The sequence below is a fragment of the Microcoleus sp. T3_B1 genome (genome assembly GCF_036700445.1).
Classification (GTDB): Bacteria; Cyanobacteriota; Cyanobacteriia; order Cyanobacteriales; family Microcoleaceae; genus Microcoleus.
Genome location: NZ_JAUBOX010000125.1, coordinates 1 through 13,916, shown reverse-complemented (window position 1 = coordinate 13,916; position 13,916 = coordinate 1). Strand labels below are relative to the sequence as shown.

Annotated in this window: 6 protein-coding genes and 1 pseudogene; 4 read left to right on the top strand and 3 right to left on the bottom strand. The window is 44.2% G+C overall.

Annotated features, from left to right (window positions below; translation table 11 throughout):
- The 3 genes from QT990_RS33610 to QT990_RS33600 all read right to left on the bottom strand — a co-directional run.
- A partial coding sequence (locus tag QT990_RS33610) for an amino acid adenylation domain-containing protein (RefSeq protein WP_333466290.1) occupies positions 1-3,627 on the bottom strand: 3,627 nt, incomplete at its 3' end.
- Entirely contained in the window at positions 3,624-7,046 is a 3,423-nt protein-coding gene (locus QT990_RS33605) for an amino acid adenylation domain-containing protein (protein WP_333466289.1), read from the bottom strand. The genes QT990_RS33610 and QT990_RS33605, both read right to left, overlap by 4 nt.
- Positions 7,043-10,477, bottom strand: coding sequence for an amino acid adenylation domain-containing protein (locus tag QT990_RS33600; RefSeq protein WP_333466288.1), 3,435 nt, complete (start codon positions 10,475-10,477; stop codon positions 7,043-7,045). The genes QT990_RS33605 and QT990_RS33600 overlap by 4 nt, the downstream gene beginning before the upstream one ends.
- Positions 10,478-11,350: 873 nt before the next feature.
- Between QT990_RS33600 and QT990_RS33595 the strand changes: the two genes are divergently transcribed.
- The 4 genes and pseudogenes from QT990_RS33595 to QT990_RS33580 all read left to right on the top strand — a co-directional run.
- Complete coding sequence (locus QT990_RS33595) at positions 11,351-11,941, top strand: DUF4255 domain-containing protein (protein WP_333466287.1); 591 nt, start codon at positions 11,351-11,353, stop codon at positions 11,939-11,941.
- Between the two features lie 4 nt (positions 11,942-11,945).
- Entirely contained in the window at positions 11,946-12,350 is a 405-nt protein-coding gene (locus QT990_RS33590) for a carboxypeptidase-like regulatory domain-containing protein (protein ID WP_333466286.1), read from the top strand.
- Between the two features lie 23 nt (positions 12,351-12,373).
- On the top strand, positions 12,374-13,609 hold the full coding sequence (locus tag QT990_RS33585) for a phage tail sheath subtilisin-like domain-containing protein (protein WP_333466285.1): 1,236 nt from the start codon (positions 12,374-12,376) through the stop codon (positions 13,607-13,609).
- Between the two features lie 24 nt (positions 13,610-13,633).
- Positions 13,634-13,916 (top strand): annotated as a pseudogene (locus tag QT990_RS33580) (hypothetical protein); the annotation flags it as partial.

The window sequence follows — 13,916 nt, the reverse complement described above, 5'->3', positions numbered from 1 at the left end:
TTTGGCTAATTTAGCTATAGTGGGATGCTCAAATAGAAGCTTGACTGAAACTTTAAGGTTCATCTCTACTGAGAGCTTGGATACGAGTGAAACTGCTTGCAGTGAATGTCCTCCTAGTTCAAAGAAATTATCATTAATGCCGACCTTTTCTAATCCCAGAACCTGAACCCAGATAGCAGCCAGTTTCGCTTCAGTCGGGGTGTCAGGGGCGACAAATTTGCCTTCCGGTTCGTTGTGAAAGTTATCTGGTGCGGGTAAGGCGCGACGGTCTATTTTGCCGTTGGGTGTCAGCGGCAGCGCTTTCATCAGCACAAACGCGCTCGGTATCATGTAATCAGGTAGCTTTTGTTTCAGGTAGTCGCGCAGGTTGCGAGTCACTGTGCGCTGCAAAGTTTTCCACAAGTCTTGAGTGTCCAACTGATAATCTACGCTTTGCTCGATTTGAGCCTGTTCGCTGGGTGTAAGATGAAAGCGAATCCCCGCCTGTGGTGGACGTGACCAAACTACTGTCCCAGAAAGCCAGCGCGGTTCGCTCTCTCCAGGTAGTTGCAAGTGCACGCGGACGCTCTTACCTCGTTCGATAGCTGGCACCCCCACCAAACCAACGCCGCCAGTGGAGATATCCTGTGTGTGGATTGTGATGGCGTTACCCTCTAGTTCTAGTTGGCATTCACTGTGATAAGGGACACGTTCTGGAATAAGGTTAGAGACTAGATAAGCTACGAGGCGCTTGTTTCCAGGTGCATCTTCTCGGTCAATGGCTGTCACTGAGCGCACGTTCGGATGTTTTGCCAGTACAGCCTCAATTTCTCCGAGTTCGATGCGGAAACCTCGGATTTTTACTTGGTTGTCGATACGACCGAGAAATTCAATATTGCCGTCGGGTAAATAGCGGGCTAAGTCGCCGGTTTTATACAAGCTCAAACCCGGTTCATTACTGAAGGGGTTGGGGATAAATTTTTCAGCCGTCAAATGGGGACGGTTGAGATAACCTTTTGCTAGTCCCACACCAGCAATGTGAAGTTCTCCAGGAACACCGATAGGAACGGGTTGTTTATGGCTATCGAGAATATAGATTTGGGTGTTGGCGATCGGTCGTCCAATTGATGGCAGTTCTTTACCTTTAAAGCATTGTGCAATAGTAGCACAGACAGTAGATTCAGTTGGGCCGTAGAGATTAAAAAAACGCCGTCCAAAAGCCCATCGCTCAACCAAAAAAGGAGGACACTCCTCTCCCCCTACTACAATATTCTGTAAAGCGGGTAACTCCTCATCCGGTAAAGCCGCAAGCACAGATGGCACAAGGTTAGCATGGGTAATTTTTTGCTCTTGCAATAGCTGAAGCAATGCTAGTCCCGGTTGCAATTCTTCCGGCGTTCCAAGATATAGTTGGCCCCCCGTACAAAGAGCCATAATAATTTCCCAGATAGAAGCGTCAAAACTAATGGAAGCAAACTGGAGAACTCGGCTATCTTGCCGCACGTTAAATAGCTTGATTTGTGTCTGAACTAGATTGCACAATCCTTGATGAGTGATGAGAACTCCTTTGGGCTTTCCGGTTGAGCCGGAGGTATAGATTATGTAAGCCAAGTTTTCTGATGTCACGCCAGCGATGGGAGGAAGGAAGGACATCACAGAGATTTCTTCCCAATCAGCGTCCAAGCAAACTACCCGCGCTTGATGCTCTGGTAACGAGGCGACCAGTTTTTGTTGAGTCAGTAAAACTGGCAGCCCAGAATCATCGAGCATATAGGCGATGCGTTCTGGTGGGTAGGCGGGGTCTATAGGAACGTAAGCACCACCGACTTTGAGAATGCCCAACAGTCCCACTATCATCTCTAGGGAACGCTCTACGCAGATACCTACCAGTGTTTCTGGTTTTACCCCCAGTGTTTGTAAATGGCGTGCTAATCGGTTAGCCTTGGCATTTAGTACTCGGTAGGTTAGCTGCTGATTTTTAAAGATTACTGCTACTGCATCTGGTGTTTGTTCTACCTGCTTTTCAAATACTTGATGAATACATAGATTCTGAGGGTAATCTTGTTGGGTCTGATTCCACTCCACTAATAATTTGTGTTGCTCAATCGCCGTCAAAAGGGGTAAATCTGATAGCCTTTGTTCGGGATTCGCTACAATACCTGCTAACAGCGTTTGCCAATGCTCTATCATGCGGGCAATGGTCGTGGCATCAAATAGGTCTGTACTATATTCAAATGCCCCTGTTAAACCCTGCTCAGTTTTATACAACGATAAGCTTAAATCCAATTTAGCCGTATGATTTTCTCCAGGTTCAGATAGATTAATTGTTAAATCTTTAAGAATAACAGCAGATGTTGGCTCATGTTCCAGAGCCAAAGCTACTTGAAACAATGGGGTATAGCTTAAGTTACGTTCTGGGTGTAACACTTCTACTAACTTCTCAAACGGCACGTTTTGATGATCGTAGGCTTCTAGCACTACTCCTCTAACTTGTTTTAATAATTGGAGAAAGGTAGGATTGTCTGATAAATCAGTGCGTAACACTAAATTATTCACAAAAAATCCTATCATTCCTTGGATTTGAGAGTGCTGGCGATTTGCCACTGGAGAGCCAACAACAATATCGGACTGGTTGGTGTACCGATAGAGCAATACTTTAAACGCTGTGAGGAGCACCATAAAGAGCGTAACTCCCTGCTGCTGACTCAAATTTACGAGTGCTTCACTAATATCTTGCTCAAGGGTAAAAACTTGAGTTTCTCCGCGAAAGGATTGTACAGCAGGTCGGGGACGGTCGGTTGGCAATTTTAACAGCGCTGGCATCCCTGCTAGTTTTCGCTGCCAGTAAGCGAGTTGAGATTCTAAAACTTCTCCCTGTAACCACTGCTGTTGCCACACAGCAAAGTCTACATACTGAAGGTTGATTTCAGGCAGAGTTGGTGTATCATGCTCAACTAAAGCTGAGTAAATTGTGGTTAACTCTTGAACAAAGATATTGACAGACCAACCATCAAAGATAATGTGGTGAACTGTTAGCAGTAGAACATTTTCTGTTGGAGTAAGCTGAACTAACTGTGCTCGGAGTAGAGGCTCTTGGGCGAGATTAAACACATACATTACTGACTGAGAAGCTAATGTATCATACTCAAGCTCTTGTTCACTTGCTGGCAGAGGACGAAAATCCACGACTGGCAGCGTAAAATCTCTAGCGGTAGCGATCGCCTGAACGGGTTCTCCATCTACAGCAATAAAGTTAGTGCGTAAGATTTCATGGCGATTGATGAGTAATTGCAAGCTTGACTCTAAAGCCCCAATATTGAGTTGACCGCTAAAATGCAAGCCAAGAGGAATATTATAGAAGGCGCTGTTCGGCTGTAATTGGTTTAGAAACCAAAGACGCTGTTGGGCAAAGGAAAGAGGGAAGGTGTTGTTTTCTGTTCTGGATATAGGAGCGAGCGCACTGGCATTCTTTTGATTATTGGCTTGGTGTAAAAAGGAGATAATTTCAGCTTTACGTCCATTAATTTCTGACTTGAGAGCAGGGTTGAGTGTCCCTTCAGGAGCGTTGCAACGCAGGCGATCGCCTTCCATAAATAGGTTGATATCCAGCTTGCGTAGATCATTAATAAACTTAATTGTATTCGTCAAAATTCCACCTCTTCTCGGTTATTAATAGTTGTGTTGCTCGTTTCAATATTTTGAGTTGCCCAAGAGATTGCTTCAATGTAGCTAGAAATATCCGCTACAGTTGGAGCTTCAAACAATTTCGATAAAGGCAAATTTAGTCCAAAGGTATGACTCACTTTTGAGAGAAGTTGAGTCGCCAGTAAAGAATGCCCACCTGATTCAAAAAAATTGTCATTTATACTCACTTTTTCTACTCCCAAGACCTTAGCCCAGATGGATGCTAGTAATTCTTCTGTAGGAGTCCGAGGAGCTACAAAATCTCCTTTTTGAATCAAACTTTTGAGGTCTGGTGCTGGCAATGATTTGCGGTCTATTTTGCCATTTGGTGTCACTGGCAAGCACTCCAAAATCACAAAAGCACTAGGCACCATATAGTCTGGTAGTTGCTCTTTCAGAAAATGGCGCAGTTCACTAAAAGTGGGTGCTGGTTCCTGAAGAAGGACAATATAACCCACTAAGCTCTTTTGACCCGGAATGTCTTCTCGAAGCGTAACAGCGACTTGGAGCAAGTTTGGATGTTGGCTGAGTGCTGCTTCGATTTCTCCGAGTTCGATACGAAAACCGCGCACCTTCACTTGGTCATCTATCCGACCGAGGTATTCAATATTGCCGTCGCTTAGGTAGCGAACCAAATCTCCAGTTTTGTACAGGCGAGAAGTGGGGAAGTCACTAAAGGGATTGCGAATGAACCGCTCATCTGTCAAATCGGGACGGTTGAGGTATCCGCGTGCTAAACCAGCACCGCCCATGTACAACTCACCCGAAATGCCAATGGGTACAGGCTGCCTGTTGCCATCTAAGATGTAGGTCTGCACATTACCAAGGGGACGACCGATAGGCAACTCTTTCAATTTGGTGTCGCCTACGGATAAATCATATATCGTTGCCCCCACAGTGGCTTCTGTAGGGCCATAATTATTCACGATACGAACTCGCTGTCCTACAGATTCAAGCCAAGTTTTCAATCGTTCGGGGAGTGCTTTTTCTCCACCAATGATTATTAAGCGCAATGATGGAGGAATGGTAAATTTTTCTTGACTCAATAAGGTGGTCAGTTCGTGCCAGTAAGCTGTAGGGAGTGCTAAGACGGTTATTTCCCAATTCTTGCACTTTTGTAAAAATCCTTGAATGGAATCGAGCATGGAATGAGTACGCAAGACAAGCGTGGCACCCGATGTCAAGCTGGTATAGATTTCTTCAGCACTGACATCAAAACTAATTGAGGAGAATTGGAGAATGCGATCGCTCTGTGAAATGGCATATTCAGCGATCGCAGCCGTCGTGTAATTGGCTAACGACCCGTGTTGAATTAAAACGCCTTTGGGTTTTCCTGTAGACCCTGATGTGTAGATAACATAAGCCAAGTTTTCTGGCTTCACTGAACTTAAAGGGTTTTCTTTGGGGTAAGAAGCAATTTCTTTCGAGTCTGAATCTAAGCAGATAACACGCGCTGAGTGTGCAGGAAGTTTCTCGACTAGCCTCTCTTGAGTCAGCAGCACTGGAACCGACGAATCTTCTAGCATGAAAGCCAAGCGCTCAGACGGATAGTTCGGGTCTAGCGGAACGTAAGCACCGCCAGCTTTGAGGATACCCAACAACCCGATTATCATTTCTAGAGATCGCTCTACACAAATCCCCACCAACACCTCTGGTCCCACGCCTTGGTGTTGCAGGTAGTGTGCTATCCTGTTCGCCCGTTGGTTCAGCTCTTTATAGGTCAGTTGCTCCCCTTCAAAAACTACCGCAATGGCGTCCGGCGATCGCTCAACAGCTACCTCAAACAACTCATGGATACACTTATTCTGGGGATAGTCTTTTGTAGTATTGTTCCACTCAAAGAGCAGTTGATGTTGCTCTTGTTGAGTAAGCAATGGTAAATCTGAAATTGGGGTTTGAGGGTTAGCGATGATTCCCTCCAGCAAAGTTTGGAAATGACCAGCCATCCTAGCAATTGTTGCATCGTCAAACAGGTCGGTATTGTATTCCCATTCCCCAATTAAGCCAGAGGCCCTGTTCTCTATACATAAAGTCAAATCGAACGGCGCTATGCCAGTTTCTACCGCCAATGGACTTACCTTTAAGCCTTCCATCTGGATATCGGGCAACTCATTGAGCAGCATCAACATCACCTGGAACAGTGGCGTATAACTCAAAGAGCGTTCTGGCTGCAATATTTCTACTAACTTTTCAAACGGTAGCTCTCGATAAGCATAAGCTTCGAGCGTTACTTTTCGGACTCTAGACAGTAAATCCTTAAAGCTGGGATTTCCTGACAAACAAGTGCGTAATACTAGCGTATTAACAAAATATCCAATCAAATCCTTAAATTCGGGGCGATCGCGATTGGCAATGGGCGAACCTACACAAAGATCGGTTTGCCCAGTATAACGGTAAAGTAATGTTTGAAAGGCAGCTAATAGTGTCATAAAAATAGTCACTTTTTGCTGCCGACTTAAACCAATAAGAGCCTCACTGAGCGGAGTCGGAATGGCAAATCTATGATGTTTTCCTCGAAAGGGTTGTGTGACTCCTCGCACTCGGTCAGTGGGTAGTTCTAATAAAGGAGGTGCATCTAATAGTTGTTCCTGCCAATAAGTTTGTAGGGAATCTAATACCTCACCTGTCAAGTATTGCTTCTGCCAAACGGCAAAGTCGGGGTACTGAGCCGGGAGTGGAGGTAGTTCTTGAGATAAGTCATTGTAGAAATCTGCTAGCTCCTGCCACATGATACCTAATGACCAACCATCCCAGACAATGTGGTGAGTTCTTAACAAAAATATATGTTCTGTTTCTGTTAGCTTAAGTACAGTCCCTTGGATTAAGGGGTCGCTAACTAAGTCAAAGGGTTTTTGGGCTTGTTCTGTTGCTAATCGCTGGAATTCTATTTCTCTGTCACTAGCAGGTAGATTGCTTAAGTTTATGACTAGCACTGTCAAAGTCAAGCTTTCGGCAATGACCTGAACGGGCTGCCCGTTAACCGTCGCAAAGTTGGTTCGTAAAGCTGCATGGCGAGCGACGATCTTGTTCAGGCTTTGCTCTAGTGCAACGATGTTCAGTACGCCCAAGAATCGTAGAGCGAATAGTTCGTTGTAAGAAACGTTATTTGGGTCTAACTGGTTCAAAAACCACAGTTGTTCTTGGGGAAAAGATAGAGGTATATCCCGTTTTTTTGAGATGGATACAATTGTTTGATCGGTATCGTTTGCGGTTGTATTGTTCTGGGACAGCAAGGAGATAACTTTTGCTTTATGTAATACCAGTAAATCCCGATCTTCCGATGTCATTACCCCTTTGGGAGCGCGAAAACGCAACGTATCGCCCTCTAGCCACAATTTGATACCGCGTTGGGCAAGTTCAGCTAAAAATTGATTGAGATTCATAGAGCGCCCTCCTCCATCTCATAGGAACGGAGTACGCCACGTCTGCGGACATCCAATGTCGCGCAATGAAAAGATCCTAAGAAAGGATAGTAACTTTCAAACTCACAGGGAATGGGTTTAAAACCCCAGTCTTTCAATGCTTTAATCGTGTATTCCTGAGATTTTTCCACGATAACTCGCTCTTCGTCGAGACTCAGTACGTTCATGTTTATCCAGTGACTGATCACTTTTGTGTCATAGAGCGTCATCGGCGTTCGGTTAGGTTTAGGTGCGAGCAAGATATCCCAATGTTTGAAGTAGTCAGGCAGATTGTCAACATCGATGAACAGGGGATTTACCAATACCTTTCCGGGAGCGAGAGGAACTAGAGTGGTGTCAATGTGCAAGGCTTGCGGGCAGAGTGACTGAACTTCGTGAACTCGATATTCATCACCCAGGTGACGCCGCACCCATTCAATCCCAAGGCTATTGGTGACATGACTTTTCTGTACAAAAATATCCCGTCCAAAGCGCACGAAGTCTGCGGCATCAAATGTTGGTTCAAATTCAGTGATTACAAAGCCCATTTCTTCACCTAGAGCGGGAGTTTTGTAATCTGGGTCATACTGTGCATCGAGTAGCTGTGGTTTGGGAGCAGCGACCCACTTAGCTCCTGCCTTTAAGTATTCCTTGAGTAGGGAGCGATAAGCCCAGGACTCGAAATAACGAGTTCGATCCGCCATTGGAGCTTCAATAATTTCATTCCCAATTACCAAGAAAACGTCGCGGGGATTGGCTGCACAAAAGCCATTCATTACTTCCCAAGCAGGTGTGCGGAAAGAAGCAGAGTAATCAACAACATCAGGCCGACGTACAACCACTCCTTCCGATTCAAGAATATGAGCAAATTCATCGACACACTTGGTAGCAGCCTGAACGAGCCACTCTGGATAGGGAAGTGGTTGAAACTGTGTCCGCTTGCTCAGGGTCTCCATTTGTTTTTCTTGACCGGGAAGCACGGTAGCTCGATGGATTGTATGCCACGAGGAAACCATCGCTCCGTCAACAATGCCAACTATTACCTCTTCAAGTGGGTCCCATTCATTGTAAGAACACACTGGACATCGATCGCTACCTGTGTTTGAGCGCTCAAATGACTTGGGCGAGGCCAATTCAATGAATGTATTTTTTTCTAAAGGCTTAAGCTCCTTGTGTGGCTGCTGAGTCCGTAAAAGTTCAAGCTGTTGAGACATTAATTGAAGCTGCTGCGCGATAATTTTTTCTACATTCGTCTGAGGCTCTTGGTTCTCATTAGGTATGTTCATTACTTTATCTTTAGGAACGGCTACGGGTACATTCAATGTTTTTGTTTGAACTAATTGTGGGGGCGTTATACTAGATTCTAAACTTGCCGGGGTTAGGTTAATCTGATATAGTTGGTTTTCTTTATAAATTTTTTGTTCCGTTTCAAATGACATATTTTGCTCAATGTAGGTAGCCAAAGCGTCAATGGTTTCCAACTCGTCAAAAAACTGTTGAACTCCAATCTGAACTTTAAAAGTGCTTTGAATGCTTCGCATAGCTTCTAAAAGAAGTAGTGAATCAGTCCCCATTTCTAAAAAAGTGGTAAATTCATCTATTTCATCGATTTCTATTTCCAGCAAGTTCGCCACCAAAGAAATTAATGTTGAGCGAATGCTGCCCGCTTGTGTAGTTTTTACTTCTAAATTTGCCTGTTGATTTTGGGAAACAAGGCCCATTCGTAGATTAAATATATTTATTTCTGTTTTCTTTAGAGGCATAGTTTCAGCATATTCATGTAGTGTCCGACGATCTACCTTGCCATTAGGTGTTAATGGCATGGCATCTAACATTACGAATACTGCTGGAATCATGTAAGTGGGCAGTTTCTTTTTGAGAAAATCGTGCAGGTTCTTGCGAGAAATTGCTGTGAAGTCACTGGGAAGAATGTAGGCTACCAGGTATTTGCGATCTGAAACCTCTTGTCGCAGTACGATCGCACTTTCTAAAATTGCTGGGTGTTGAGATAATACTGCCTCAATTTCGCCGAGTTCGATGCGGAAGCCGCGTATTTTTACCTGATTGTCAATACGATCGATGTATTCGATATTGCCATCTGGTAGATAACGAGCTAAGTCACCAGTTTTGTAGAGGCGCGAACCCAGTTCGTCACTGAAAGGATTGGCAATAAATTTCTCTTGAGTTAAATCGGGACGGTTGAGATAACCTCTGGCTAAACCAACACCCCCGATGTGGATCTCTCCTGGCATTCCAATGGGTACAGGTTGGTTATGAGTGTCGAGAATATAGATTTTAGTGTTAGCAATGGGGTGTCCAAGCAATTCTGGAGCGTCTTTTGTACGCACACGAGGCCGATTCGCTCCGATGTTGTAGACTGTTGACCAAACTGTGGTTTCCGTCGGACCGTACAAATTCCACAATTCGGCGCATCTCTCTAGCAGAGTGTCAGCTAGTTTTGTGGGTACAGCTTCGGCACCACAGAGGATTTTCAGATTCCGTTTTCCTTGCCATCCAGCAGCTAACAGTAAGCGGCAAGTAGCAGGCGTGGCTTGCATAACAGTAGCATCTGATTCTATGAGTTTTTTCAACAACAGGTCACCGTCAACAGCCGTTTCGCGGGTGGCTAAAACTAGCTTGGCTCCTACAATCAGGGCCAAGTAGAGTTCTGGTGTAGCCATGTCAAAAGATATGGTATTAATTGCCAGCAAAATATCTTGCTGTGTCAATCCAGGTGTCAGGCGCATAGAATTTAATAAGTTGACCACCGATCGGTGGCAAATTTGCACGCCTTTGGGGTTTCCTGTAGACCCTGATGTGTAGATAACGTAGGCTAGGTTATTGGGGGGAACAGTGCTGCTAGGGTTCTCGTTTCTATGCAAAGCAATTTCTTCCCAGTCAGAATCCAAACAAACGACCAGTGCAGAATGTGAGGGAAGTTTCCCGACCAGCTTGGACTGGGTGAGCAGCAACGGCACCGAGGAGTCTTCCAGCATGAAACTCAGCCGTTCAAAGGGATAAGCTGGATCGAGAGGAACGTATGCACCACCGGCTTTGAGGACACCCAAGAGTCCCACTATCATCTCGATGGAACGTTCCACACAAATTCCAACCAAAACTTCTGGCCCTACGCCCAAGCTTTGCAGGTAATGTGCCAGTTGGTTAGCCCTTGCGTTCAATTCTCGATAGGTCACTTGCTCCCCTTCAAAAACCACCGCAATGGCATCAGGTGATCGCTCTACCTGTTCCTCAAATAGCTGGTGGATGCACTTATCTTGGGGATATTCTCTTGTAGTGTTATTCCACTCGACTAATAACTTATGCCGTTCGGCGTCTGTTAAATTTTCTTCGCTTCTAAGTTGCTGTTCTGGATTAAATGCTGAAATTTCTGATTTATTTAAAGGAGCTACCATGTGTCTAAGTTTAATTACAAATAAGAGAGCTGCGGGAGCGAGTTTCACATTGAGGACAATTTTGTAGTAGCAATATTTCTTACCGGACGCTGCTATTGCACCCCTACGTCCGTTCTTGAATGCCTTGGCAGCAGTAATATTCTGATTTGTCGAGCCACTCCCCCTATAGATTCAATTTCATCTTTTTGCCAGCCGTATTCATCAGCTTATTTATTTGTGATTTCTTTCTAGACATACTTAAGATAAGTCTTTAGATAGATGCTTGTCAAGGGAAATCAATAAAATTTCTGTAAACAAAAAGTCACGGAAGGTAAAACTTCAACATTTCGTTGTTTGGGCGTGAATAACGTAGAAAAAGGTTGAGAAGAAATGCCTCCATTTACATTAGACCTTTCCCATAATCCCCAATCCTTCTCCCCGCTTGGTTTTTCGGGCTACCGACCCCCTCCAAGATTCGGTAGCCCGAAACCAACGCTTCAATAAGGGTTTCAACAGTTTTTCAGCTCTGACGGCATTGTTTGCGAATAAGTCTTAAATTTTTACAGTCTGTATATTTTCTTAAGATAAATAAATAACAAAAAAAAGATGTGAAACCCCCTTGACAGGAATCTATCTAAAGAAATAGAGTTTTTATATCGAAAAATACAAGCCAGTTAGCTGATTCCCAACTAAGTGAGAAGAAGTATTGCCTCTGTCAGCAGGTATTGCATCATTACTAGGTTGAGGATAAAAATTGAATTCTCACACATCTATTTTTTCAGAAGGCAGGGAGCGATCGTCAAATATGACCCTTGTGGATTCGCAAAAAAATCAAATTGTTTGGTTTGTTCTAACGGTCGGTAGTGACACCTGTGCGAAACCTCGGTTAAATCAATGATTCAAGACTTAGATGAAACTCTGAAAGAATTACTCAGTCAAGAACTTTCTCTGAAATGGAACCGTACTGATTTTGAAATTAGCTTTGCTGCCCCAGATAATAATTTTGCTGACCTCCATCCTCCAGCTACTATTAATTTGAACCTGTTTCTCTATGACATTCGAGAAAATATAGAGTTGCGTAGCAATGAGTGGATCGTAGAACGTCAAAATAATGGTAGTGCGCTCAAATATCCGCCTCCTGTTAGAGTTGATTGTTCATATTTAATTACAGTTTGGTGTGCAGACAAGGAGATTAAACAGGAACACCGTTTTTTAGGTGAAGTTATGAAGATACTGATGCGCTACCCCAAAATTCCCACTGAGTTTTTGCGTGGTAGTCTCCAGGGAAAAGAACCTCCGTTGCGAACAATGGCTTTGCGTCCCCCTCAATCCCAAAATTGGTCGGAATTATGGCAAGTGATGGGAGGGAAGCCTAAAGCAATTCTAAGTTATACTGTTACCATTGCAGTAGATGTTCATGAACCTGTAGAAGCTGGAAAGCTTGTGCAGGAGTCGATAATAAATTATTCTCAATTAGGAGAATAAAAGTATGTTAGCAAAGGAACAGACAAAAAATCGGGTGGCGATCGCCGGACAAGTTAAAGATGCTGAAACTAAGTTAGCACTTCCTGGGGCTTTAGTAGAAATTTCCCAAATGCCAGAAGAATTTAAAAATGGGCTAGATTTGCAGGCTCTCCAGTATGGTAAGAGTTGGGAAAAAATGCTTAAGCGTCCTGACCGAACTATAACTGCGACTGATGGATGCTTTTACTTTCTAGACTTGCCTGATGGAGGCTATACATTAACTGTTTCGCTGCCAAGTGCAGGAACCCGTTACGGCGTAGCTAACTCTGAACGAATACAAATAGTAGACTCTAAAAATGGTAAAATTAATTGGAGTGATGTTGGCCTAAACCTTAATGTAGCCAATATTTCCAAAGAAAAAATTGTTTAGTCTTCTTAAAGGAATCAATCTCCATGCCTTATTTATCTCCAGGTGTATATGTTGAGGAAGTTGCCTCTGGTTCTGCCCCCATTGCAGGAGTCGGAACAAGCACTGCTGGGTTTATTGGTATTATAACCCAAAATAACAAGGAGCCACAAAGCGACCAAAGTTCTGGAGGAAATAAACCGACTAAGGATCAATCAGAACAATCAAAAACTTCACCCGAAGCAGACAAAAAACCAGAACAAAATCAGACTACATTAATACCAACAGGTACACTTAAGCTATGCACGAACTTCGCTGAGTTTGAAAAGTTCTTCGGCAGTTTTTCAAGTTCTGGGCTAAAACAAAAAACAAAAACATTTCTGTTGGCTCATGCCGTTTACGGTTTTTTTACAAATGGGGGGACGCGCTGCTATGTAGTACAAGTCAACACTGAGAGCGGTATTGAGGGAGCTTTGAAAAACTTTGAAGCGATCGATGAAATTGCCATTGTTGCTGCGCCTGGAATTACTACTCCAGAGGCTCGGAGTGCCATCATCACTCATTGCCAGCAGAAAACAGGCGATCGCTTTGCTATCTTAGATTGTGCTGAAAGCGATACGAGCGATGGAGTTAATAATAACAAGCCTACTAATTCCAAATATGCTGCATTCTACTTCCCTTGGATTCAAGTTTTTGACCCGGACACCAAACAGGAAATATCTGTACCGCCCAGCGGTCACATTGCTGGAATTTACGCTCGCGTAGATGCACAAAGGGGGGTTCATAAAGCACCAGCAAATGAAATTGTGTTGGGAGCGCTGGGACTCAAGCAGAATCTCAGCAAAAATCAACAAGATGGTCTAAATCCCCAAGGAATCAACTGCATTCGCAATCTCAACGGCAATATTCGGGTGTGGGGCGCACGTACCATTGGAGGCGATGCCAATGGCGAGTTCAAATATATCAATGTCCGTCGCCTATTTAACTATCTGAAAAAGTCGATAGACCAAGGGACTCAGTGGACGGTATTTGAGCCGAATTCTCCGGAACTATGGGCAAAAATCCGTCGTAACGTCACAGCTTTCTTGATGACCGTTTGGCGTAGCGGTGCTCTGTTCGGCAATACACCCGAACAAGCTTTCTACGTTAAATGCGATGAAGAAACCAATCCTCCTGAATTGCGCGAACAAGGACAAGTTATCACTGAAATTGGTGTGGCTATAGTCAAACCGGCAGAGTTTGTCATCTTCAATCTCAGCCAGTGGGCCGGGCCAGGTAAATAATAACGGTTTCCAGGGGAAGTTAAAATGCTGACGGAGCGAAAACCACATACAACACCAGGTGTCTACCTGGAGCAAATATTTCCAGCCCCTTCTCCAGAGTTAATCACAGGAGTCCCTGCATTCTTGGGGGTGATGAAGGTTAAAGATGCGGAAAAAAAAGAAAAAAAAGAAGATTCTAATCAACCGAAGCTATTAAAGCTTTGGCCGCAGTTCGATCAATTTTTTGATCGGGCGTCATCTGGAAGTTACCTTGCTCATGCAGTACGCGGTTTTTTTGAAAACGGAGGTCGTCTGTGCTATGTGGTTC

Coding starts and splice junctions, on each gene's coding strand:
- QT990_RS33605 (WP_333466289.1), bottom strand. CDS start 7,046: ATGAATCTCAATCAATTTTTAGCTGAACTTGCCCAACGCGGTATCAAA.
- QT990_RS33600 (WP_333466288.1), bottom strand. CDS start 10,477: ATGGTAGCTCCTTTAAATAAATCAGAAATTTCAGCATTTAATCCAGAA.
- QT990_RS33595 (WP_333466287.1), top strand. CDS start 11,351: ATGATTCAAGACTTAGATGAAACTCTGAAAGAATTACTCAGTCAAGAA.
- QT990_RS33590 (WP_333466286.1), top strand. CDS start 11,946: ATGTTAGCAAAGGAACAGACAAAAAATCGGGTGGCGATCGCCGGACAA.
- QT990_RS33585 (WP_333466285.1), top strand. CDS start 12,374: ATGCCTTATTTATCTCCAGGTGTATATGTTGAGGAAGTTGCCTCTGGT.